This window comes from Acidobacteriota bacterium, from assembly GCA_022340665.1.
GTDB lineage: Bacteria > Acidobacteriota > Thermoanaerobaculia > Thermoanaerobaculales > Sulfomarinibacteraceae > Sulfomarinibacter.
Genome location: JAJDNM010000062.1, coordinates 71394 through 93841, shown reverse-complemented (window position 1 = coordinate 93841; position 22448 = coordinate 71394). Strand labels below are relative to the sequence as shown.

General features: G+C 60.8%; 21 protein-coding genes and 1 pseudogene. 10 read left to right on the top strand and 12 right to left on the bottom strand.

What is annotated here, in order from left to right; translation table 11 throughout:
• Positions 1-51: 51 nt before the first annotated feature.
• The gene (locus LJE93_08395) at positions 52-903 is read right to left on the bottom strand and encodes a mechanosensitive ion channel family protein (GenBank protein ID MCG6948914.1); all 852 of its coding nucleotides are present in this window, start codon (positions 901-903) and stop codon (positions 52-54) included.
• 145 nt (positions 904-1048) lie between these two features.
• Positions 1049-2458 carry an aspartate ammonia-lyase gene (gene aspA, locus LJE93_08390; GenBank protein MCG6948913.1) on the bottom strand — a complete coding sequence of 470 codons (1410 nt, stop codon included), beginning with the start codon at positions 2456-2458 and terminating at the stop codon, positions 1049-1051.
• Between the two features lie 114 nt (positions 2459-2572).
• Between aspA and LJE93_08385 the strand changes: the two genes are divergently transcribed.
• The gene (locus LJE93_08385) at positions 2573-3685 is read left to right on the top strand and encodes an SAM-dependent methyltransferase (GenBank protein MCG6948912.1); all 1113 of its coding nucleotides are present in this window, start codon (positions 2573-2575) and stop codon (positions 3683-3685) included.
• A gap of 328 nt (positions 3686-4013) precedes the next feature.
• On the opposite strand, the gene LJE93_08380 is transcribed toward LJE93_08385, so the two are convergent.
• The 5 genes from LJE93_08380 to LJE93_08360 all read right to left on the bottom strand — a co-directional run bounded on the left by LJE93_08380 (position 4014) and on the right by LJE93_08360 (position 9640).
• Positions 4014-5735, bottom strand: coding sequence for a proline--tRNA ligase (locus LJE93_08380; protein MCG6948911.1), 1722 nt, complete (start codon positions 5733-5735; stop codon positions 4014-4016).
• A 211-nt stretch (positions 5736-5946) separates the two neighbouring features.
• The gene (trxA, locus tag LJE93_08375; GenBank protein ID MCG6948910.1) at positions 5947-6273 is read right to left on the bottom strand and encodes a thioredoxin; all 327 of its coding nucleotides are present in this window, start codon (positions 6271-6273) and stop codon (positions 5947-5949) included.
• Between the two features lie 168 nt (positions 6274-6441).
• Positions 6442-7752, bottom strand: a complete 1311-nt coding sequence (locus LJE93_08370) for an NAD(P)/FAD-dependent oxidoreductase (protein ID MCG6948909.1) — start codon at positions 7750-7752, stop codon at positions 6442-6444.
• Between the two features lie 123 nt (positions 7753-7875).
• Positions 7876-8664 (bottom strand): hypothetical protein, encoded by a 789-nt coding sequence (locus LJE93_08365; protein MCG6948908.1) that lies wholly within the window; start codon positions 8662-8664, stop codon positions 7876-7878.
• A gap of 67 nt (positions 8665-8731) precedes the next feature.
• Positions 8732-9640, bottom strand: coding sequence for a helix-turn-helix transcriptional regulator (locus LJE93_08360; protein ID MCG6948907.1), 909 nt, complete (start codon positions 9638-9640; stop codon positions 8732-8734).
• 111 nt (positions 9641-9751) lie between these two features.
• On the opposite strand from LJE93_08360, the gene ffh reads away from it, so the two are divergent.
• The 7 genes and pseudogenes from ffh (at position 9752) to LJE93_08325 (ending at position 15078) form a co-directional block, all read left to right on the top strand.
• On the top strand, positions 9752-11086 hold the full coding sequence (ffh, locus tag LJE93_08355; GenBank protein MCG6948906.1) for a signal recognition particle protein: 1335 nt from the start codon (positions 9752-9754) through the stop codon (positions 11084-11086).
• A 24-nt stretch (positions 11087-11110) separates the two neighbouring features.
• The gene (gene rpsP, locus LJE93_08350) at positions 11111-11353 is read left to right on the top strand and encodes a 30S ribosomal protein S16 (GenBank protein ID MCG6948905.1); all 243 of its coding nucleotides are present in this window, start codon (positions 11111-11113) and stop codon (positions 11351-11353) included.
• A 68-nt stretch (positions 11354-11421) separates the two neighbouring features.
• Positions 11422-11652, top strand: coding sequence for a KH domain-containing protein (locus LJE93_08345; GenBank protein ID MCG6948904.1), 231 nt, complete (start codon positions 11422-11424; stop codon positions 11650-11652).
• Complete coding sequence (gene rimM / locus LJE93_08340) at positions 11652-12209, top strand: ribosome maturation factor RimM (GenBank protein MCG6948903.1); 558 nt, start codon at positions 11652-11654, stop codon at positions 12207-12209. Before LJE93_08345 ends, rimM begins: the two co-directional genes overlap by 1 nt.
• A gap of 91 nt (positions 12210-12300) precedes the next feature.
• On the top strand, positions 12301-13059 hold the full coding sequence (gene trmD, locus LJE93_08335) for a tRNA (guanosine(37)-N1)-methyltransferase TrmD (GenBank protein ID MCG6948902.1): 759 nt from the start codon (positions 12301-12303) through the stop codon (positions 13057-13059).
• Between the two features lie 25 nt (positions 13060-13084).
• Positions 13085-14839 (top strand): thioredoxin fold domain-containing protein, encoded by a 1755-nt coding sequence (locus LJE93_08330; GenBank protein ID MCG6948901.1) that lies wholly within the window; start codon positions 13085-13087, stop codon positions 14837-14839.
• Positions 14840-14896: 57 nt separating this feature from the next.
• Positions 14897-15078, top strand: a pseudogene (locus tag LJE93_08325) (aminopeptidase).
• Positions 15079-15089: 11 nt separating this feature from the next.
• Here the strand turns inward: LJE93_08325 and LJE93_08320 are convergent.
• The 4 genes from LJE93_08320 to recO all read right to left on the bottom strand — a co-directional run bounded on the left by LJE93_08320 (position 15090) and on the right by recO (position 18634).
• Entirely contained in the window at positions 15090-15866 is a 777-nt protein-coding gene (locus LJE93_08320) for a biotin--[acetyl-CoA-carboxylase] ligase (GenBank protein MCG6948900.1), read from the bottom strand.
• 95 nt (positions 15867-15961) lie between these two features.
• Positions 15962-17188, bottom strand: a complete 1227-nt coding sequence (locus LJE93_08315; GenBank protein ID MCG6948899.1) for a response regulator — start codon at positions 17186-17188, stop codon at positions 15962-15964.
• Positions 17189-17290: 102 nt separating this feature from the next.
• Complete coding sequence (locus tag LJE93_08310) at positions 17291-17980, bottom strand: enoyl-CoA hydratase/isomerase family protein (protein ID MCG6948898.1); 690 nt, start codon at positions 17978-17980, stop codon at positions 17291-17293.
• Between the two features lie 9 nt (positions 17981-17989).
• Entirely contained in the window at positions 17990-18634 is a 645-nt protein-coding gene (gene recO, locus LJE93_08305) for a DNA repair protein RecO (protein ID MCG6948897.1), read from the bottom strand.
• Positions 18635-18900: 266 nt separating this feature from the next.
• Here recO and LJE93_08300 point away from each other — a divergent pair, with 266 nt between their 5' ends.
• Entirely contained in the window at positions 18901-20541 is a 1641-nt protein-coding gene (locus LJE93_08300) for a Na+/H+ antiporter NhaC family protein (GenBank protein MCG6948896.1), read from the top strand.
• A 66-nt stretch (positions 20542-20607) separates the two neighbouring features.
• A complete protein-coding gene (infC, locus tag LJE93_08295; GenBank protein MCG6948895.1) occupies positions 20608-21219 on the top strand; it encodes a translation initiation factor IF-3 in 612 nt (203 codons plus the stop codon).
• A gap of 259 nt (positions 21220-21478) precedes the next feature.
• Here infC and queG read toward each other — a convergent pair whose 3' ends face one another.
• Positions 21479-22429: a tRNA epoxyqueuosine(34) reductase QueG gene (queG, locus tag LJE93_08290; GenBank protein MCG6948894.1), complete on the bottom strand. Its 951-nt coding sequence runs from the start codon at positions 22427-22429 to the stop codon at positions 21479-21481.
• Positions 22430-22448 lie beyond the last annotated feature (19 nt).

The window sequence follows — 22448 nt, the reverse complement described above, 5'->3', positions numbered from 1 at the left end:
GTCCTCCGTGAAACTCCGCGCAGTCGAATTTCCGTACGGGGTTCGACTTTTCTACCCGGACCGGTCTCGAGCCGGGCCCGGCTCCGACCCTACCATCCGCACCGGAAATGGCTCGGTCACGCTTCCGGCGTAGAGCGTCCGATGCGGGAAGGGGATCTCGATGTCTTCGCGATCGAACGCGTCCTTTATTTCCAGCCGAATCGAGTTGCGGACCTCCCAAATGTTTTCCTTAGCGACCCACACGCCGAATCGGACCTCAAGGCCCGAGTCCCCGTATTCGTCGTAGGAGAACTGTGGCCTGGGATTGTCGAGAACCAGCGGGTTCCGATCGGCTACTTCGAAAAGTACCTCCATGATCTTGGCCCTGTTCTTTATATCGACGACGGAGATCACGCGATGAGGTCGTGATGGCACGTTGTCGAGATTCATGCGTGCAGCGGTCCTGGTCGCGTAGCACAGCTCACCCTTCATAGGAGATTGTCCGAACCAGGTATCGGTCGGTCGGTGGGTGGGTTCATCCAGGACCGGCACGCTCGAGTCCCCCAGAGAAACCTCGACCCAGACAGGCGTACTGATGAAGACGGTGATCTTCTCGTCGGGTGGTACATGGAACGGCTCCTCGGGGGTCACCACCACAGGGCGATCGGCGAGAACCGGGTTCAGGACGAGATCTTCAGGGGTCTTCTGATATCCGATTCGCCGTATTTTCGAGCCTTGAGGGGGTTCGCGACGATCGCTCGGGACCTCGACCAGGAGTGAGCGCTCCAACGCGTCCCGACCCTGCGCCGACGCTACCTTCCATTCACGTGCGGAGCGGTGGGCCCAGAGCCGAAAAGGCCCCGTCTGCCAAAAGGCGGACGAATCCACCTGCAGCGGGAACCGCCCGTACCATGTCGGGTGCATCTCGCCCCTCCTTTCGTCACGACCGCGTAGGGGTCTCAGTCTGTCAAGCAGGCTCATTTTAGGCGAGAGACGGCGCCACACGAAGAATGAGGCCGCCGTTCCCGGATCTGTCGCGTGGGATGATCCCCCGCGTTCGGGTCGATGCTTACTCATCGACGCCCGCGATGCGGTTCACATCGAGCAGACCATCGAGCTCTTCGGCTGACATCAGCTCCCGCGATCGCGCGGCAACGGAAACTGGCTGACCGTCACGCTCGGCGGCCTTGGCCACCTCCGAAGCGGCGTCATAGCCTATGCGCCCTGCGAGAGCGGTTGCCAGGGCCGGGCTCGCCTCTGCGTGGGCCATGGCACGTTTCCGGTTGACTGTGAGGTCAGAGAGGCACCGAGTCGAGAGCACGGTGGCGGAGTTGGCGACCAGGGTGTTCATGACATCCAGGTTCCATGCCAGAAGCGGATTGCTGTGGGAGAGATCGAGTTGATGCAGGAAGGCAGTAGCCCGGCAGGCCGAGGCCAGGCCTTCAACCTGGATTGCGGCCTGGGCTACCGCCTCCGGGATCACCGGGTTGACCTTGCCGGGCATGATGGATGATCCCGGCTGGACGGCCGGAAGGGAAAGCTCTCCGAGCCCTCCGAACGGTCCCGAGCCGCGCAATCTCAGGTCATTGGCAATTGTCAGCAGAACCCGGGCGGACCCTGCCAGAGAGTCGGCATGGCTGATGACCGGATCCTGAGCGGCGATGTGGCTGGCCGGGTTGGGTGCGGCGGAAAAGTCGATGCCGGTCTCTTCACTGAGCACGCCCAGCGCCAGCTCCACCGCTTCGCGATTCGCCCCGAAGCCCGTTCCGACCGCGGTCCCTCCGAGTGGCAGTTCGCGCAGCTCGTTCGCGGTTGCCTCGACCCGACCAGTCGCTTTGTTCAGCCGCCGGACCCACTGGTCGAAGATCCTTCCATAGGTGGTTGGCACGGCGTCCATCAGGTGGGTGCGGCCGAGGGTGACCGTGGATCGGTGGGAATCCGCGAGGCGCTGGAGCTCGTCAGCGACCAGGCGAAGAGCTGGTTGCAGCCGTTCGTCCCAGGCGCGCCACGAGGCGATACGCAGGGCCGCCGGGATCACGTCGTTCGACGACTGGCCGAGGTTGACGTGGTCGTTCGGGTGTACCGGTCGCCGTTCCGCCGGATCACCGCCGAGGCGAAGGTTCGCGAGGTGGGCCACGACCTCATTCATGTTCATGTTGGTTGAAGTGCCGGAGCCGGTCTGGAACACATCGACCGGGAAGTTGTCCAGGTGCTCTCCCGCTGCGATCTCGGCCGCGCAGATGGCGATAATCGTGGCGTGCTCCTCCGGCAGCAGTCCGAGACGGCCATGGGCGCGGGCGAAGGCGACCTTGATCGCAGCCAGCGCGCGCACAAAGGAGCCGGGCAGTACCCAGCCGCTGATCGGGAAGTTCTCCACCGCGCGAGCCGTCTGGGCTCCGTAAAGGCTGTCGGCAGGGACCTCCATCGGGCCCAAAGTGTCGTGCTCGGTGCGAGTGGCGATGGTCTCGTTGACGCGCATTGGAAACCTCCTCGGTAGATTGTATCGGGCGTTTCAAGCATTTAACCTGTATATCTCACCGGCCGCGGTAGATAGCTGGTGAGATTTGCAGGTTAGGATGATCCCGTGTCCTGGATGATCGAAGAGATCGACAACCGTGGAGGCGAAGTGCCATTCGACGTGTTCATGGAACTCGCCCTTTACCACCCGGAACACGGGTACTACTCGCACGAGGAACCGCGATACGGCAGGGATGGCGACTTCCTGACCGCGCCTACTGCATCCGAGTGGTATACCGGGGTCCTGAGCCGGCTGCTGGTAGCGGTGGCCGCCACGTCCGGCCCGATTCGGTTCATCGACGTTGCTTCCGGTGACGGAGCGGTGATCGCCGGGATCCTCGAACCGCTCGGGGGAACTGCGTCTGATGTCTTGAGCGAGGTGATCTCGGTCGAGAGATCGGCCTCCATGCTCGACCGTCAGAAGTCAATTCTTCGCAGCACCCCCGCATCGATCCGTTGGTGTGGTCAGGTGCACTGGATCGATCCGTCACCGACGCCGACCGTCGTACACGCCTCCGAGCTCTACGACGCGTTGCCCGTCGCACGGCTGGTCGGTGGGCGCGGCGGTCCGGAGGAGCTCGTGGTTGCGGTAAGCCGCGGGGAGTTGGCTTGGAAAAGGAGGCCGCCGCGCGACGAGGTCGCCGATTACGTCACCGGACACGAAATCGAGCTCGAAGAAGGCCAAATTGCCGAGGTCAATCTCGGCGCCGAGTCTTTGCACGCAGCGGTTCTCTCCGTAGTTGGAGGGTGCGGCCTGAGCCTAGTCCTCGACTACGGCTACGAAACTCGCAGGCTCTACGATCCGAGGGGCAGGAGGGGGGGGTCGTTGACCACCTTCAGCCGCCACCAGCTCGGGCGTGATCCGCTGGCATCACCGGGGGAAGTCGATCTCACCGCCCACGTGAACTGGGCAGATTTGCGTCGTGCCGCCGATAGCGCCGGCTGGAGGGAGGTCGGACTGTGGTCGCTGGCTGAATTCCTCGTGCGCGCGGGAATTGCCGTAGAGCTTGAGGAGCGGGGATTGGGCATGGAGGCCGCGCTCGACGCGGCAACGGTGACTGCCCGCCAGGAGGTCAAAAGGCTCCTGGACCCGGAGGGGATGGGTAGCGACCTCAAGGTGCTCGTGCAGGCGAAGGGGGAGATGAAGGAGGTCGCTCAAGCGATTTTGGAGCTGCCGAACGCCAATTAAGGAGAGATTCCCGCTACGACGAGCAAGGTGCCATCTTTTGCATTGTTCGATCTGGTCACTCCGCAAGTCGGTAACACGTATCAGGCGAACGATGCTGAAGGTGGCTCCTGTGTCGCCGACGCCCCTCAGCGCTCTTCATTGGTGATTGTCGAAGCGAGAAGCGCCTACTGGTATCGCAGCTCCTCGAGAAGCGCGGGTCCGCTTCGGCGACACCAGATTGCTCGCTCAGTTTTGAGTGTTGAGTTATGAGTTTTGAGTTCCCAGCCGCCCATCCCTGTAGAACGGGAGGGTTGAGGTCAACTCAAAACTCAAAACTAAGAACTCAAAACTAGGACCGAAGCTCGTTGAGCAGTGACTCCACGGCCCCCACCATCTCCGCAATCGGCGTCGGCCTTTTTTCACCATCCTTGCGCAGGCTGATCTCGACCTCGCCGGCTTCGAGGCCGCGCTTCCCGAGCACCACTCGCACCGGGAAACCGATCAGATCCATGTCGTTGAACTTGACACCGGGACGCTCTGTACGATCGTCGAAGAGAACGTCGATGCCGGCCTCCTGGAACTGGCTGTACAACGCCTCGGCCGCCTCCACAACCTCGGGCTTATCGGAGTTGAGCGTCACCAGCACCACCTCGTACGGCGCCAGCGGGAGCGGCCAGACGATGCCCTTGTCGTCGTGGTTTTGCTCGACCGCGGCGGCGACCGTGCGGCCGACGCCGAGCCCGTAGCAGCCCATGATCATCGGGGACTCGTTGCCATCGGCGTCCTGGAAGTTGCAGCCCATGGCCTTCGAGTACTTGGTGCCGAGCTTGAAAATATGCCCGACCTCGATGCCCCGCTTCTCGACCAGGGGCTTGCCGCACTTCGGGCACGGGTCGCCGGCTGTCGCCAGGCGAAGCTCGACCACCGCGGTTGGTTCGAAGTCGCGGCCGGGGACGACGCCGACCAGGTGCGCGTCGGCTGCGTTGGCGCCGGTAGCGGCTACCTCGAGGGCTGTCACCGATGGATCTGCGAGGACGCGAACACGTTCGAGACCGACTGGCCCCGAGAAACCTTGCGGCCCCCCGGTGACTTCCTCAATCTTCGCCTCCGACGCGAGCTGGAGATGCGTGCAGCCGAGCTCGTTTTTGAGCTTGACCTCGTTCACCTCGAGATCTCCCCGGATAAGAACCGCCACGAACTCCTCGTCGGTCTCGAAGATCAGGGTCTTGATGAGGTGGGCCGGCGAAATGCCCAGATATTCTGCGACCTCTTCTACCGAACGCATCTCGGGAGTGGCAACGGTTTCGGGTGAGCCGGGACACTCGCGTGGCCACCCGGGCGCCGGCTCGACCGGACCTGCCTGAGCCTTTTCGACGTTTGCGCCGTAACCGCAGGCCGGACAGGAGAGGATCGCATCCTCACCGGTGTCGGCCAGGACCATGAATTCGTGGGATTCCGATCCACCAATGTTGCCGGTATCCGCCTCGACCTGTGTATAGCCGAGGCCACAACGTTCGAATACCCTGCGATATGCTCTCTCCATGGCGCGGTACGCGACGTCGAGATCCGCAGCGTCGGCGTGGAAGGTGTACGCGTCCTTCATGATGAACTCACGGCCGCGCATCAGACCGAACCGGGGCCTGATCTCATCCCGAAACTTGGTCTGAATCTGGAACAGACTCACCGGCAACTGACGGTACGAGGTGACCGTCCGTCGGACCAGGTCAGTGATGACCTCTTCATGGGTCGGGCCGAAGCAGAATTCACGATCATGCCGATCTTTCATGCGGAGCAGCTCCGGCCCGTATTCGAACCACCGCCCGGATTCCTGCCAGAGCTCCGCAGGCTGAATTGCGGGCATCACGAGCTCGGCAGAGCCGGCATGTTCCATCTCCTCGCGGATGATGACCTGCAGTTTCGACAGGGATCTCCAGCCTAGGGGCAGGTAGTTGTAGATGCCCGCCGCGACCTTTGCGATCAGCGCGGCGCGGGTCATCAGCCTGTGCGATACGACCTCGGCATCCGAAGGATCTTGTCGCAGCGTGGGAATGAAGGTCTGGGTCCAGCGCATGTTCAGCTCCGGCCTCCCGCGCGGTTGGTTTGCGCGGGGCGATGTTTGAGCGAGTTTTCCTCTATCACGTCACTCAGGCGACGGGAGTGGACGAGCGACTCGTGAACGATGCGGTCTTGATACACGCCACACAGATGACGAATGGCTTCGTCGACTCCGCTCACGCGGCATATCCCAAGCCTGGCACCTCCTACTGGGAGGATCTGGAATTCTATAGGAGACTTTCCAGCTTCGATGAAAGACTCGCTTTGTCCGTCACGCCGACGATTCGATCGGCGATTTCGCCGTTGTTGACCAGCAGCAAGGTCGGGATCGCTTGGATCCCGTATTTGACTGCCGTTTCACGGTTCGCATCGACATCGAGTTTGCCTACGACTACTCGGTCACCATACTCGTCGGCAATCTCTTCGACAATCGGGCCAATCACTCGGCACGGGCCACACCACACGGCCCAGAAATCGACCAGCGCGGGCTTGCCCGCGTTCAAGATGGTTTCTTCGAAATTCGCGTCGGTAATCTCCATTGCGTTGCCTGCCATCAGGTCGTGCCTCCATGCTCGGATCTGTCCGCAGTGTCGCAGACCCGGAGATGATACACCATTCAAATTCTCTGCCCCGGGTTTCACGACTTGAAACCCGGGGCCGAAAAAGCACAGCTGGGTGCGGCGGATCGCCGGCCGCAGTAGACAGCTGGTGAGATATGCAGGTTAGATTCCAATGTCGTCTAAAACCACCTTCGCGGCGCGTTCGCCGTAGGCGACGGCGTAATTCTGTCCGCGGTCTTCGGGGAAGATCTGCGCCATCGTGCAGAGGTAGAGGCCTGCGCAGGACGCGCGGAATGAAGGGATCTGCTCCCTGTATCCTACCGGCACGACTGGCTGAGCGTACTCCGCCCGGAAGTGGTGGCTCTCGAGCACCCACGACGGGTCGAAGGTCGGGTTAACGCGTGCCAGGGCCGGCAGGTACGTGGCGAGGACCTCTTTTTTGGGCGCCTTGAACAGCGGGTGGTCCGGGAAGAGGTAGTTCGAGATGTAGAGGACGTGCCGCCCTCCATAGCGGTTTCTCGGAATGTAATTGGTGTGCTCGATGAGGCCGCCGAAGGGCATGTCCGTGTCGGCGATGTTGAGCCAGTAGAAGGGAGTGAGAGAGTGTTCGAGCTCGAGAATCGTGCAGATCGCGCCAGTCGCCCTGAGCTTGCCGAGGTTGGCGCGCTCGTCGGGTTGGAGCAGGTGGCCGGCGATCTCGAGGTAGTCCGGGACCGGCGTAGCGACCAGGACGCGATCGGCGGACCAGCTCGACTTCCGGGTTTCGATAGTGAATGCCCTGCCGGATCGTTCGATACGTCGCGCGGCATCGTTCAAGCACAGCTCGGTGCCGCCCGCCTCGAGGCGGCCTTCGAGTGCTTCGACGAGCTTGGCGAAAGACCCGCGCATGTATCCGAGCCGCTCGCCCATGCCGGACGCTGACCGCGATTTTCCTCTCAGGCAGAGCTTGCCCCAGAGCCAGACCATCGCGACCTTTTCGGCATCCTCCGCGAACTTCTGGTGAAAGAGTGGCCCCCAAACGGTTCGCCAGACCCTGTTTCCCTGATGGCGGCTGACCCAGTCAAACGCTGTGACGTGTTCGAAGCGAGATGGGTCCTTGCTGTGCTGTAGCAGCAGGGTCGACAGGCCGAATCGGATCTTATCCACCATCGAAAGAGGTCGAAACCGTAGCAAGGACTGTGGAGTCCCGAAATCCCAGAGCGCGCCGTCCGCCCATATCCCCATTCGCGACGGCAGCCACTCGACGAGATCGGCGACCCCGAGTTCGTCGGCGAGCGACATGTAGGCTGAATCACTTGTGAAGAGGTGGTGATAGAAGGCTTCGAGCAGTTCACCTTCGACGTCCACGGTACGGGCCAGGCCGCCGGGTCTGGGGTAACGTTCGAAGACCTTGACCCTGAAGCCTGCTTCGGTGAGCCGAAGAGCCGCCGTCAATCCTGCGAGACCGGCTCCGACGACCGCGATGCTTTCCATGCCTCCAACGCTATCCGAAGAGGACCTAATTCTCAATTTTGAATTCTGAATTTTGAATTCCCCTCGACCCGCCCTTAGACCGTGGGTTAGGGTGGAAATTCAAAATTGAGAATACAAAATTCGTCAGAATATTACGTGCTTGATGTAGAAAGCCTGGGTCGGTGTTTCCCCGGCCGACAGTTCCCTGGCCAGAGCGGGAGTCAGGCGGAATGTGCCCGCAGGTTTGCCGGATGTCTGAACCATTTCCAGCTCGACCGCCGCTGGAGCGATTTCAGGGTGAATCTGATTGATCAGCGTGTACGCCTCGGCGACAGTCTCGAGTGCCGCAAAAACTTCTCGCTCCGAGTCGGTCGTCGCCTGAACAAAGAAGTAATCGGCCTGCGTTCCCCGGCTCGTTTTGTAGATCAGCAGGTCTTTGTCATCGAAAACCTTGGCAAACGCCTGATCGACCCTATCGTCATGATATTTGTCGGCGTGAAGCTTGATACCAGGGGTGGGCACCGGGGTCGGCTCGACCGACGATCCGAGCTTCGGGCCGCTGCTCGCAGTGCCACCGGTGTTTCTGGTCGCATTACCGGCATCGATTGTCGCGTACTGGCCGAGGGAGGTCGCTGGAGTCGCAGTTGGGATCGGCGTGCCACGGATCGAAAGCTCCTCGATGACCAGCGCGTCGCCGATGCCAAGCTTGTTGTATCTCTCGGTCTCGACGACATCGACCAGCGCCAGGGGGTAGCTGGATACGGTTCCGGTCGCCAGCGTGATGATCGCGTTTGGACCTTCGATGCGCATCGGCTCTCTGCAACGGATCTTGTGTCCGCTCTTGAGGATCACAACATATCCCTGCGTGGCTACGGCTACGGCGACCACACAGAGAACCGTCAAGACGACACCAAACACGCGAAGCCGACCCATGATTCTGACCTCCATCATTCATTATAACTTTGGGATCAAGTGACTCAGCCTGTCGGCGTGAGCGTCATCACGTCTGGGCGGTGAGGGCGGTCGCTCTCGATATCAGTCCCAACAACTCGCTTCGTCCCTTGGTGCCCGTCTTCCGGTAAAGGTGCTTCAAGTGGTCTCGAACGGTATGCGGGCTGATACCAAGCTTCTCCGCCATCGCCGCGGTCGTCAGGCCTTGGCCGAGGAGGTGCAAGACCTCGAGCTCCCTCCGACTGAGATGGTGGCTCGACGCGAAATCCTGGATCCTGACCTTCGAGACAGATGCCGGAGTCTGCAGAGTCACCAACACCGCGTTGACCGCGTCGTCGTTCGCGACTGCGACACGCGTCACCTCGCAACCCATCATCCGACCGTCAGCGAGGTCTATGACTCCTCTCCAATGAGGGGTGCCGGCTTCGCCGGCAACCGCCTGCTCAACCAGTGAACAGAGCAGGGTAAACAGAGGCTGAGCGGGCCAGCCATCGGTTCTGGCCTGCATTTCATGTTCGGTCTGCAGTGACAGGATGTTGTCGGCCGGTGGATTTGCGTACAGAACTCTGGCCTCATCGTCGAAGATTATGACCGAGTGAGAAGCCTCCTCCAGCACGCGCCCGAGGAGCGACGTACGGATGAGCAGACCGTGAAATTCGAGGCTGCGCTGGAGTGCGGACGAGAGCAGGTCGATGATGTCGGGTTCGGGCTTCGTTACCGCCCCGAGTCGAAGGGTGGCTTCGAAGTCAATACCAGCCTGGAGCTGCAGCGTACAGGCCTTTTTCTTTCTCTCGCCCAGGAGGTATCTACTGGCGGGAGCCGTTCCAACCGGCCGCAGCTCAAGCTCGACCCACGTGGACTGTGTCAATGCCCTCGCGAGGCGCAGGAATTCGACAATCCTGGTGTCACCTTCGCTCGGGCACTGCGGCTCGAGCACGATCGGGTGTTCGGCGCCCATATCCACCAGTATTGTATCGCTGTCCGGGTGTGAGCCAAAGTCAAACCAGTCAAATGCTTGACTCGGTGCGCGCTTGACCTGAGAACGGGTCTGACTTACACTCCCGCTCCCATGTTGGAAGGGCTTCAGGAACGTCTGGCTCGTGTCACAAAGACTCTCAGAGGCGAGGGCCACCTGACCGAGTACCACATCGACACCGCTCTGCGGGAGATCAGGCTCGCGCTGCTCGAGGCGGATGTCAGCGTCGAGGTCGTCTCCGGGTTCGTCGATCGGGTGCGTACCAGAGCCCTCGGCAAGGAAGTCCTGAACTCCGTGACTCCCGCCCAGATGGTGACCAAAATCGTCCATGAGGAACTGGTCGCTTTGCTCGGTGGTGACACCACCGACCTCGATTTCAAGGGGCGCCCGTCGGTGGTGATGCTGGTGGGGCTGCAGGGTTCGGGAAAGACAACCACCGCGGCCAAGATGGCTCGCTGGATCAAGGATCGTAAAGGCCTTTTCCCGCTGCTGGTTCCGGCTGACACGTCACGCCCTGCGGCTCGTGAACAGCTGTTGGTCTTGGGCGAGAAGGCGTCCATTCCGACAGTCGACACACGGGATATGGACGATCCGGAGGCAATTGCCAAGCGAGCCTTGCGCGAGGCGTCGATCAAGGGCTATCAGGTGCTCATTTTCGACACCGCCGGCAGGCTCCACATCGATGATGAGCTCATGGGGCAGCTTCAGCGTTTGAAGGAGATTCTCAAGCCAAAGCAGATCCTGTTTGTCGCCGATGCGATGACCGGTCAGGACGCCGTGCGGTCGGCGCGCGCGTTTCACGAGCGCCTCGAGATAACGGGCGTCATTCTTACCAAGCTCGACGGTGACGCCCGCGGCGGAGCCGCATTGTCGGTTCGCGAGGTTGTCGGTAAACCGATCGTTTACGCAGGTGTTGGAGAGCAGATCGAGAACCTGGAGCAGTTTCACCCGGACCGCATGGCGGGGCGCATTCTCGGGATGGGCGATGTGTTGACCTTGGTCGAAAAGGCCCAGGATGCGGTGGACGAAAAGAAAGCCCGTCGACTCGAGGCGAAGCTCAAGAAAAACAAGTTCGACCTGGAAGATCTTCGCGAGCAGCTCAAGAGCCTCAAGAAAATGGGGCCACTGCAATCGGTAATGGAAATGGTGCCGGGTATGGGTGGCGTGATGCCCGAGGGTGGCATGGGTGAGGGGCAAGAGCGCCAACTCCGTCGGATGGAGGCGTGCATCGATTCCATGACGCCCCGTGAACGACGTCATCCGCAGCTCCTGAACGGTTCGCGAAAAAAGAGAATTGCAAAGGGCTCTGGAACAAGCGTGGAAGAAATCAATCGCCTCTTGCGTCAATACGGACAGATGCGTAAGCTCATGAAGCGTCTGGGCAAGGCCGATCCCCGTGCGCTGAAGCGTCAATTGGGAATCGGCTGAGAACTCGCCCAGGGAGGATATCGAATGTTGATGATCAGATTGCGACGCGGGGGTGGAAAGAGCAACCCCGTCTATCGTGTTGTGGTGTCGGATTCACGGAAGGACACCCAGGCCGACTATCTTGACCAGGTCGGTTTTTACAACCCCCATCTGGATCCGCCCGAGATCCGATTAGACCTCGAGAAAGTGGAGAAATGGCAGAGCCAGGGTGCAGGTGTATCCGAAACTGTGCGATCCTTAATCCGTAAGGCTCAACAGCAGCAGTGAAGCGCGCCCGGGGTTTGAAGGCTCCGGGTCATTTACCCCGTTCGCTGAAGGGAGCTCCAATGAGTGCGATGAAAGACCTGCTGGAAGAGATCGCGAAGGCACTGGTAGACAACCCGGAAGACGTATCCGTGACGGAAGTCGAGGGCGAGCAGACGACGGTACTCGAGCTTCGGGTGCGAAACGAGGACCTTGGAAAGGTGATCGGACGCCAGGGTCGAACAGCTCGAGCTATCAGGACGCTGCTGGCTGCGGCGGGCATGAAGGTTCAGAAACGCTTCGTGCTCGAGATTCTCGAGTAGTGACCCCTGACGTTCCCAGCGACGATAGTCGCGAGTGGCTGATTGTGGGTCGGGCGGGGAAACCGCACGGCGTCCACGGGGATGTTCTCGTCGAGATCATCACCGATTTCCCGGAACGACTGCAGGATGGAGTTCGCTTCGGTCTCGGTGATGAATCGAAGCCGGAGGATTTTTTCGAGGCCTATCGCGTGCGCTACCACAAGGGTAAGTGGCTATTGTCGGTGAGCGATGTGCGCGAACGAGACGTTGTCGAATCGTGGCGGGGAAAATTCCTCTATCTGCCCGAGCAGTCCCTGGAAGAACTCCCGGAGGGTTATTACTATGAGCATCACTTGACCGGGTTGGAGTGCCGCTCGCCCGAGGGAGAAATCATCGGTGAAGTGACAGGTCTCGACCCTGGCGAGGGCCAATCCCGGCTGATAGTGCGCCGCGAAGACCGAGAATTTCTAGTGCCCTACGTTCCGGAGATCGTGCGCGAGGTGAACCTCGACGGCGGGTTCGTCGTCATTGCCGCCCCACCGGGGCTCCTCGACGACGAAGCCGTCGAGGCGCGCTGAGGCTATACCGGACGTTGATGGGCGGCCTCGACTCTTTACTCGAAACTCCTGAGCCCTTAACCTCTCAGCGAATCGGGGACGGGACAGGTTCATGCATTTCGACGTTCTGACCATTTTCCCGCAACTCTTCGAGCCGTTTCGCACAATAGGCGTGCTCGGCAAGGCAGTGGAGAGGGGTGTGGTCGGACTCGACATCCACGATCTCCGCGACTGGGCCGACAACAAGTGGCGGCAGTTGGACGACGAGCCATATGGCGGCGGCGCCGGAATGGTCATCCAGGCTCCTCCGACGCTGGCCGCGATACGCGCCCTCGGGGAGCGAGACGGCGGTGCTCGATGCGCGATTCTCGGCCCGCGGGGCCGGGTGCTCGATCAGCGTTTCGTCGAGGAGCTGGCGCAAGAGGGGCGGCTGACGTTGGTCTGCGGACGATATGAGGGTTTTGACGAGCGGGTTTTCGAGATTGGTGAAGTCGAAGAAGTTTCGGTAGGAGACTATATCCTCGGAGGCGGAGAGGTCGCTGCCATGGTTTTGATTGAAGCCGTGGCGCGCCTCGTGCCGGGAGTCGTCGGCGACCTGGAGTCGGTGCATGCTGACAGTTTCGCGAAGGGTTTGCTGGATTACCCCTGTTACACCCGTCCACCCGAGGTCGAGGGAACGCCGGTGCCCGAGGTCCTTGTCTCCGGGAACCACGAGGCGATTCGACGTTGGCGGTTGGAACGATCGGTCGAGTTCACGGTAACCAGACGACCCGAGCTCGTAAAGGAGAACTGGGACCGATATCCGGCGGAAGTCCGGGAAATCGTGCGCCGGTATGCACCGGACCTTGCGTCGAAGGTTGAAGGCGAATGACGATGTACTGGAAGACGAGGATCTGATGAAGAAGACAGTTGCTCTGTTGGCACTCCTGCTGGTTGGCATCGCCGGCTCCGTAGATGCTCAGGGTTTTGAATCAGAGCCGGTTTTCAAGGTCAAGCTGGTCGCTGATCGAACTCCGCTGGTGGCTGGCGACGATCTGAGATTGGCAGTTGTTGTGACCGTGGCTGACGGCTGGCATGTCAATTCGGACGAACCGGGCGACGAGTTCTCATTACCGACGACGGTCGAGTTCATCCTGCCCGGAGGTTGGCCGGTGCCAGTCATCAGCTTCCCGGATGGCGAGGCGCTGGATTTCGAATTCTCTGAAACCCCGATCGAGGTCTGGGAGCATCAGGTGGTGATCCAGGCGGGGCTCGTGGTTCCGGATACCGCCGTCGGCGATCATCGTTTGCGAGTCGCGGTGACCGCACAGGCCTGCAACAACACCCAGTGCCTGGCGCCGGAAGAAGTCCGGACGGGCATCGATGTGACTGTGGCCCCACCGGGAAGCTCTTCCAAACGGGCAAATGAGGAGCTTTTCGCCGTGGTCGTCGATTCAGCTGGAGAGCGGTCGGATCTGGGGTCGAAATCTCTACCGCTCCTGCTGATCGGCATTTTCCTGGCCGGATTGGCGCTCAACCTCACGCCATGCGTTTTCCCGCTGATCCCGATCACGGTAGGATTTTTCACGCAGCAGACGAAGGATCGGGAGGGGAGTGCGTTTCCTCTCGCTCTCGCTTATGTGGTCGGTATCGCTCTGACCTATTCCGTGCTCGGCATGCTGGCGGCGCTGAGCGGCGCTATTTTTGGCAGCGCGTTGCAGAGTCCTTGGGTGGTTGGCCTGATCGTGGTCGTACTGCTGGCCCTGGCCGCATCGATGTTCGGGCTCTGGGAATTGCGGGTCCCCGGCTGGGCGCAGCGAGCTTCGGGGGGCAGGAGCGGTGTATTCGGGGCCTTCATCATGGGCCTCGTGATGGGCTTCGTCGCAGCACCCTGCATCGGACCTTTTGTCGTCGGGCTGCTGACGTACGTCGGTCAGAAGGGGGACCCTGTCCTGGGCTTCATTCTGTTCTTCACCCTCGCCCTCGGGCTCGGATTGCCGTATCTGATCCTCGGAACGTTCACCGGTGCGGTCAACAAACTGCCGGCCTCCGGGATGTGGATGGTTGGAGTGAGAAGGGTCTTCGGTGTCATTCTCGTTGCAATGGCGGCGTACTTCGCAGCACCGCTGATGCCCGGCGACTCCGGTCGCTGGCTGATGTCGGCAGTTCTGGTGTTCGGTGCGCTCTACCTCCTGGTTATCGACCGAACCGGCCACGAACAACCGACCATCGACCGCGTGATGAGGCTTTTGTCTGCCATCATGCTGGTCTCCGGAGTGCTCGTGGCGCCGATCGTCCACATCGGTGGCGGTGCGACCGCGGCGTCCGCAGAACACATGACCTGGCAGGCGTATGACGGGCCGGCGTTGCACGCGGCTGTCGACGCCGGTGGACCGGTGATCGTGGATTTCTACGCGGACTGGTGTGCCCCGTGCCGAGAGCTCGATGAGAAGACATTCGCGGCGCAGAAGGTGAGCGCTGAGCTCGAGGGTTTCACGCGGTTCAAGGTCGACCTGACGCGCAGCAGCGAAGAGACCCAGGACTTGGCGATCGAGTACGGCGTGGCGGGCGTGCCGACGGTGATCGTTTTCTCAGGTGGCGAGGAGGTCTTTCGAATCACCGGTTTCGAACCACCGGCACAATTCCTGAAGCGTCTGCAGGCAGTGCCGTAGAAGTGGAAGGAGCGGACAACGGACCGTGCCGCCCGCTCAACCGATAATCGTCTCTCGATACTCGTGTCTCGATCCTCCCACCTAGCCCTTGACAATTCGGCGAGAGAGTTTATCGATTCGTTTGCATCGAGCATCGAGCATCGAGCATCGAGCATCGAGCATCGAGCATCGAGCATCGAGCATCGAGCATCGAGCATCGAGCATCCAGAATCGAGCATCGAGCATCCAGAATCGGGCGGGTGAGCGGAATTCAGCTCTCGATGATGTCGCCGCCTGTGATGACCCGCTCGTTGCCGTTTTCGCGAATCTTCAGGAAGCCCTCTTCGGTAATTTCGACGATCGTCCCGGACACCATGCTGCCGGAGCCGAGTCTGACGTCCACGGTGTCCCCAGGGCTTTGAATCAACAGATCCCGCCAGCCTTCGATGCCACGTTCCGGGTCCTTCATCAGATTTTCGAGTCGGTTGATAAAGTTGCAGACGATGTCGTGCCGCCAGCTCTCGACGTCGCCCAATTCGACCAGCTCGGCAACCGAGGTCGCCTGAACGGCATTGGCGTCTCCGAGATCCGGCGCTGTCAAAAGGTTGACTCCGAGACCTACCGTCACCCAGCTGGATTCGCCGTGCCGGGCATAAACCAGGATGCCGGCGATCTTCCGTCCATCCACCAGGATGTCGTTTGGCCATTTGATCCTGGCGTTCGGCACACCGATATGGCTTATCGCGTCATGCGCGGCCACCGCCGCCAGCATCGGAAGCTGAGCGATCGTCGTGGCCTTGATTCCGGAGCGAAGCCAGCTCATGTAGAGGCCGCCTTCTGGCGACTCCCACGTTCGCTCGCCCCGTCCCTGACCCTGGTCCTGGTGGTTTGCAAGGATCAGTGTGGCACCGAGGTGCTGGCTTTCATCGTCCATGCCGGCAATGATCTTGGTTGCCAGGGCATGGGTCGAGTCTGTCGTATCGAACAGAACGAAGTTCTCGACCTGTCCCGAGATACATTCTTTCAGACTATCGAGACGATCTCGCAAAATGCATCCTTGTGGCAGGTGATTTCATCGATACCGAGGTCCGCCGTTCGTTACCGATCAACTATATAAAAAGTAAGGCGCTGCGTGCCACCAGTTCAGTTGAGATCGCGCTCGATTTCGGCCTCGAGCTCGCGCACCCGTTCTCGCACCACGACCTCGGCCATATCTGGTATCACGTCCCAGGCAATGTGTTCGATCCGATCGGTGGCGAGCTCCAGCAACCGGCGGGCAATCCGATCGATATCCTCGTCGCTCAGCTTGGCGATCCCTTCCACCTCGGCTTCCGCCTGGCCAGGTGATGCGTCGCCGAAGTCTTGGGTATCTGCATCGCTGGACGATTCGTCATCGGACTCGTCGGAAGCGTCGGCCAAGCCGAACTGTGTCTCTGCCTCATGCTCGGCCGATACTTCACCCACTTCGATCGGCGTCGTCAATGAGCTGTCCGGCTCGGTCCCGTCATCGAGCATGAATTCTTCGGTATCGCCGGTTTTCGTTTCAGCTTCAGGCGGACCGCTTTCATCCTCCGCATCACTCGGGAAATCTTCCGGGACCGGGGGCTCGTAGGTGATAGCCTCGACGTCAGTCTCATCAGTTTCCTCGTCGAAGCTTGCCATGGCCTGAGTCATGGCCGGATCGGGTTCGACATTTACGATCGGAGGTTCTTCGATGGTTGGAAACTCCACCGTGTCCATTTCGATGGCGTCATGCTCGCTGTCAGACTCGAAATCGCGTTCTGTCTCGTCCGGTAACTGATCAGCGTCTGGAAATTCTTCGACCACATCGTCCGTCTCGACCCCCTCTGCCTCGCTCGCGGTTTCGGTTTCCGCAACCTCGTCTGCAGAATCGGTCTCCCCACTCACTGCGGTGTCTTCGAGCTCGAAATCCGACACCGGTTCCCCGAGTTCTTCAGGCTCGAGGTCCTGTGTATCTGCCGCAGTTGGCGGTGGCGACGCCGGAGTGGCGGCCAGACGTTCGACGGCGTCTACCAGTTTCTTGGCCTCGAACGGCTTGGTGATGATTTCCGAGCATCCCACCGCGATCGCACGATCGCGATCGAAGGGTTCGAACGTTCCGGTCAAAAGGATCACTGGGAGGTGCAGAAAATCAGAGCTCGATTTGATCTCTTGGCAGACCTGATACCCATCTCGACCCGGCATGATGACGTCGCAGATTACGAGATCTGGCTTGGCATCGGGGAGCCGCTGCAGCAGCTCGTCGCCGCTTGACACCGCCACGACTTCGTACTCCGTATCGGCGAAGGTGAGTTCAACAACCTTCTGGATGGTCAGGCTGTCGTCGGCAAGCAGAATCGTTCGGCTCATTGCTCTCCCAACTCCCTCTTGAGGCCGCGTGATTCCAAGCCTCGCGAACGCCAAGATGGGCTCTTCATATGTAGGCGATGAACTGTGACAAGTCCTCCACTATCATAACTTATGTACCACGGAGGCGTAGAATCTGTCAATGAAACGAGGCCCGCGAAGGGCGCGCCACAGGCGCAATCTTGCACCGTCCAGGGAGGCCAACCGATGGGCCAGTCCGATTGCCGCCGGTAGCGGATCTCCGGTGATCGAATGAACGGCCCCGCGGGCCGAGAGAGGGACGGCGTCGAGCTGTCTGGTTTCCAGAAGTACTGCTCGGGCAACCGCTGGCCCGGCTGCGGACGGCAGTCGCGTGGTGCCTGACCAACCGGTTATCAAACCCCGACGGACCCCAGGATGGTGAAACCGTGCATTCGTTCCGGTGACCATCACGTCGCATGCGAGAGCGAGATCGAACCCTCCGCCCGAGCAGGAACCGTCGATGGCGGCAACTGTGGGCGCGGGGAATCCCTCGATTCGTTGGATTGTCTGCCGACCGAGTCGGGCATAGGTCACGCTCGTATTTTCATCGAGCATTGCAATCTCACCGAGATGCGCACCGGCGAGAAAAACGTGCGGGTGGGCCGAGCGAAGGACAAGAGGTTCGGGGTGGTCATCTGCCGCGAGGCGAGTGCAGGTTGCCGCGAGCTCCTCGAGAGCGTCGACCGAAAGGACTGTGGAAAAGAAGGTCAGCACGACGGTTCCGGAGGTTTGCTCGACGCCAATCGCTTTCGAGATGCCGTTGTGCCCGACCACAGTCAGGTCCTAGCCCGACGCCAGGCGCCGATAGAAGGTGAGTGCACGCAACGGCCTTTCCGCTTCCTCTCGAACACGCCGGTCAAGCCAGCTCTCGGCGGTTGCCGGCAGGGCGATCTGGACTTCCGACAGAGGTTTTTGGCGGTAGGTGAGGAGGACTTCGGCGCTTTCCCCTTTCAGTTCACCGGCAATTTTCTCGCTCGGTGGCAGAACCCCACCGAGGGCAAGCATCCAGAACTCGCAGTATCCGACGACTGTATCCGCGGGCGTCGTATCCAGCAACGCGTCCAAACAAGCGACGCCGAGGCGGAAGGCCTTTTCCGACGGTTCGGCGGGTGGACAAAACGTCGTCAGAAGCTCGGCGACAACCGACGCAGCTGCCGACCTTCCAAGCTCACGGGTCAGCGGGTACGAACTCCGCAGCAGGTCGAGGTGGCGATAGGTAGCAAGCTCGGCCTCAGGGCGATGAAACAGCCCGACATGAACCAACGAAAGGATTTGGGCGGCTGCCGCCGCAGGCGCTTTCCCGCCTCGCGCTCTTCGCAGTACGCCGCGTTGCACTCCGGTGCGACGGGTCAATACGGTCAGTACCAGGTGGCGGTCTCCGTACGGATGGTGATCGAGCACCAGAGCTTCGTCTTCAATGGTCGGCACGCGCACATGGTATCCGAGAGGTGAGTTTAGAGTTATGAGTTTTGAGTTGCTGATGGCCTGCGGCCGTTGCGACTCGCCCCCGCCAACGAGTGGTCGATCGCCGGCCTCCACCCACCCTTCCTTTCCGGCGTCTGCCACGATCGCTGGCGGCGGCGAGTTTCCACCCGCCCGCCCCCGCTCTTTCGGGGAGCTAGCACAACTCAAAACTCAAAACTGACAGCTCAAAACTGGGTAGAGGGCCGAGAGAGCGTGCTACTCTCCGCGTCGTGCCGCACTGGCTGAAGACCGTACTCGTTCTCCTCGCCGCCGTGTTTGTGCTGGCCATATTGCCCGGCGGAGAGGTTGCCATGAATTCGTGGTGGAGCCTTCTTCCGCCGCTGGTAGCGATTGCGCTGGTTCTCGCTTTCCACGATGTGCTGATCGCCCTGCTCATCGCGGTCTGGGTCGGGACCACCATGCTTGCAGGAGGAAATCCTCTGGCGGGCTTCCTCCGTCTCATCGACACGAATGTGCGCAACGCACTCGTCGATTCTGATCACATGAGCATCATCATCTTCTCGATGCTGCTCGGCGGTATGGTCGGCGTGATCAGCAAAAGCGGCGGGACCCTCGGTGTTGTGCGCGCCCTCGAGCCTTTGGCAACGACCCCGCGCCGCACGCAGGTCGTGACCTGGGTGATGGGTGTGCTGATTTTCTTCGACGATTACTCCAACACCCTGATCGTCGGCAACACGATGCGCCCCGTCACTGACCGTCACGGGATCAGTCGCGAAAAGCTCGCCTATCTGGTCGATTCGACCGCCGCACCGGTAGCGTGCGTGGCTCTGGTGTCGACCTGGATTGGCTACGAGGTTTCGTTGATCGGCGACGCGCTCGCCAAGGCAGGATCGAATCTCAATCCATTTTCCATCTTTCTGGCTTCGCTGCCATATTCGTTCTATCCGGTTTTCGCTCTCGCAACTACGTTCGCGGTGGCGGTGTCTGGCCGCGATTGGGGGGCGATGCTGAAGGCAGAGCGGCGTGCCGGGAAGGGCGAGCTGTTGGCCAGCGGTGCCCAGCCTTTGGCTGACTTCGACGACAGTGATCTCGCTCCGGAGGAAGGAGTGCCGTGCCGCTGGTGGAACGCGGTGATTCCGATTTCACTGGTTGTCCTGGTGACCATGGTCGGTCTCTACCTCACTGGCCAACAGGGTCTGCTCGATAGTGGCGAGACTACACTGACGTTGAGCCGCATCATTGGCGAGTCCGACCCGTTCACTGTGCTCCTTTGGGCGAGCTTTGCTGGCCTCACGGCCGCTGTGGTTCTGGCTGTGGGACAAAATATCCTCACGATTCGTACTTCCCTGGAGGCCACCGTCACCGGTTTCAAGAGCATGTTCATGGCGTTCGTCGTCCTGACTCTCGCCTGGTCCCTCGGACAGGTCTGCACCGATCTCGAGACGGCCGCCTTTCTCAAATCCGCGGTCGGACCGAGCATGCCGCCATCGTTGCTACCCGTGGCAGTGTTCCTGGTTGCAGCGACGGTGTCGTTCGCCACCGGTACGTCCTGGGGAACGATGGCCATTCTGACGCCACTTGCCGTACCTCTCGCGTTGGCCACTTCCACAGGAGGCGTCAGTATCCTTGCAGCTTCGGTCGCAGCGATTCTCGGGGGTGCGGTGTTTGGTGACCACTGTTCGCCAATCTCAGATACGACCATCCTGTCTTCGATGGCCTCCGGATGCGATCATGTCGATCACGTGCGGACTCAGCTTCCCTATGCGCTCTTTTCGGCACTACTCTCCGGGGTCGTCGGATACCTCGCGTTCGCCGCCGTCGGCGCACATCCGGGGATCCTGCTCGTGATAGGAGTTTTCGTCGTCGGAGCATGGGTGAGGGTCGTGGGACGGCCACGGGATGCCACCTGATCGATGGACGGCGAACCTTGACACCTCACTGTTTTTCAGGCCTTAGGTGGTATACTCCGCTTTGTATTGTCAGCCGCCGAGGGCGGCTGTGGACAATCGATCGAAAAACCGAACCAAGGGAGGACGACCATCCGAAAGTACGCGTTTCGTGAGGACCCCGAAGCACCCCAGGTGCGAATCAATGAACGAATCAGACTCTCTCCGGTGCGCCTGGTCGACGACGAAGGAAATCAGGTCGGAGTGGTGCCGGTTGAAGAGGCCCTCGCGCTTGCCCGGGAGAAAGGTCTTGATCTGGTTGAGGTCGCGGCCAACTCGCGGCCGATCGTGTGCAAGATCATGGATTACGGGCGCTTCCGCTACGAGCAGGAAAAAAAGGCCCGAGAGGCCAAGAAGCAGCAACACCAGGTCGAAATCAAAGAGGTCAAGTATCGGCCCAATATCAACATCCATGATTTCGACACCAAGACACGGCGGGCGCGCAAATTCCTCGAGCAGGGAAAGCACGTGAAGGTCACCATCATGTTTCGGATGCGTGAGATGAGGCGTCCGGAAAACGGATTCGAGTTGCTCAAGAGAGTGGCAGAGGACCTCGAAGACGTGGCCCAAGTCGACCGAATGCCGACGAGGCTCGAGGGCCGCGATCTGACCATGGTTATGCGACCGCTCAAGAAAGCCTAGCCCGGACGATTCATGGAGCTCCTGCTTGTGCGGCCGGCGATGTGCCGCACCCAGCGGTGTGTGCTCACCTCGGGGCGCTCAACGCACCGTCAAGTACGCCTCCGCGCCCCGTGAGGTCCGGCCGCATCTCTTGATCGCAAACCCAACTGGTCACTTCACCTCACCGTCCTCGCGACGAATCATCATGAACAGTCCGGGCTAACAGTTCTCACTCTCCCGCGGCCGAATTCAGATGGCTGACCCACCGTGGATCCACCGCTCAGCCTCGCTTCTTTTCGATGTACTTGCGGGCGATGGCAAGGTTACGTCGGAACTGCTGGTATCCGATTCGGTTGATCGCACTGCCTCGCCGCCACTCCCTGTAGCCTTCCTCGTCGAGGGTCTCGAGGTCGTCGAGTAGCGGTCGGAAGCGGTTCTCGGCCGGAAGAAACTCCGAATGGGTGGTCGCCTGAGCGCGCCGGGTCCAGGGACACACTTCCTGGCATATGTCGCAGCCGGCGATCATCGTGCCGACTTCGCCGTGCAGAGCTTCAGGTATTTCGCCGCGGTGCTCGACGGTCAGGTATCCCACGCAGCGCCGAGAGTCGAGGACCCTTTTCTCCGGGAAGGCCTGGGTCGGACAGGCATCGAGGCACGCTGTACAGGTCCCACAGTGCTCGGGAACCGGATCGTCCGCTGCCAGTTCCAGATCGGTGAGCAGAATTCCGAGAAATAGCTCCGAGCCGAACTTACGGTTGAGCAGCAGGGTATTCTTGCCGATCCATCCGAGACCGGCAGTTGCCGCCCACTCCCTCTCGAGCACCGGTGCGGTGTCAACGCACGCTCGCCAGCGAGCCTCAGGACGCCGATTTGCGAGCCACCGCCCGAGACGGACGAGCCTCTTTTTGAGGACCCGGTGATAGTCCCTTCCCCAGGCGTAGCGTGAGACCCAAACACGCCCCTGCGCGGCTTCGAATGAGGTCGAATCGGGCAGGTCGCAGCGATAGCTCATGGCGACAGCCACGACGGACTTGCATCCGGGTAGCAGAAGGCGCGGATCGGAGCGAAGGTGGCTGGTGGCCGCCATGTACTCCATGTCTCCGTGCATGCCGGCATCGAGCCATCGTTCAAGCGCCGTCGCGTGTTGAGTTCGACCGGCGGATGCGATTCCGACGAGGTCGAAGCCCTCCTCGACGGCTCGTCGCTTGAGATCGGTGGACAGCGTGCTCACCCGCTGAGGGTATCTCACC

What these genes read in the sequence shown, in the direction of transcription:
- rpsP (MCG6948905.1), top strand. Translation starts at nt 11,111, where the DNA reads ATGTTGATGATCAGATTGCGACGCGGGGGTGGAAAGAGCAACCCCGTC.
- trxA (MCG6948910.1), bottom strand. Translation starts at nt 6,273, where the DNA reads ATGGCAGGCAACGCAATGGAGATTACCGACGCGAATTTCGAAGAAACC.
- LJE93_08395 (MCG6948914.1), bottom strand. Translation starts at nt 903, where the DNA reads ATGCACCCGACATGGTACGGGCGGTTCCCGCTGCAGGTGGATTCGTCC.
- ffh (MCG6948906.1), top strand. Translation starts at nt 9,752, where the DNA reads ATGTTGGAAGGGCTTCAGGAACGTCTGGCTCGTGTCACAAAGACTCTC.
- LJE93_08380 (MCG6948911.1), bottom strand. Translation starts at nt 5,735, where the DNA reads ATGCGCTGGACCCAGACCTTCATTCCCACGCTGCGACAAGATCCTTCG.
- LJE93_08330 (MCG6948901.1), top strand. Translation starts at nt 13,085, where the DNA reads ATGAAGAAGACAGTTGCTCTGTTGGCACTCCTGCTGGTTGGCATCGCC.
- aspA (MCG6948913.1), bottom strand. Translation starts at nt 2,458, where the DNA reads ATGCGCGTCAACGAGACCATCGCCACTCGCACCGAGCACGACACTTTG.
- trmD (MCG6948902.1), top strand. Translation starts at nt 12,301, where the DNA reads ATGCATTTCGACGTTCTGACCATTTTCCCGCAACTCTTCGAGCCGTTT.
- LJE93_08385 (MCG6948912.1), top strand. Translation starts at nt 2,573, where the DNA reads ATGATCGAAGAGATCGACAACCGTGGAGGCGAAGTGCCATTCGACGTG.
- LJE93_08360 (MCG6948907.1), bottom strand. Translation starts at nt 9,640, where the DNA reads ATGGGCGCCGAACACCCGATCGTGCTCGAGCCGCAGTGCCCGAGCGAA.
- LJE93_08315 (MCG6948899.1), bottom strand. Translation starts at nt 17,188, where the DNA reads ATGAGCCGAACGATTCTGCTTGCCGACGACAGCCTGACCATCCAGAAG.
- LJE93_08370 (MCG6948909.1), bottom strand. Translation starts at nt 7,752, where the DNA reads ATGGAAAGCATCGCGGTCGTCGGAGCCGGTCTCGCAGGATTGACGGCG.
- LJE93_08345 (MCG6948904.1), top strand. Translation starts at nt 11,422, where the DNA reads ATGAAAGACCTGCTGGAAGAGATCGCGAAGGCACTGGTAGACAACCCG.
- LJE93_08365 (MCG6948908.1), bottom strand. Translation starts at nt 8,664, where the DNA reads ATGGGTCGGCTTCGCGTGTTTGGTGTCGTCTTGACGGTTCTCTGTGTG.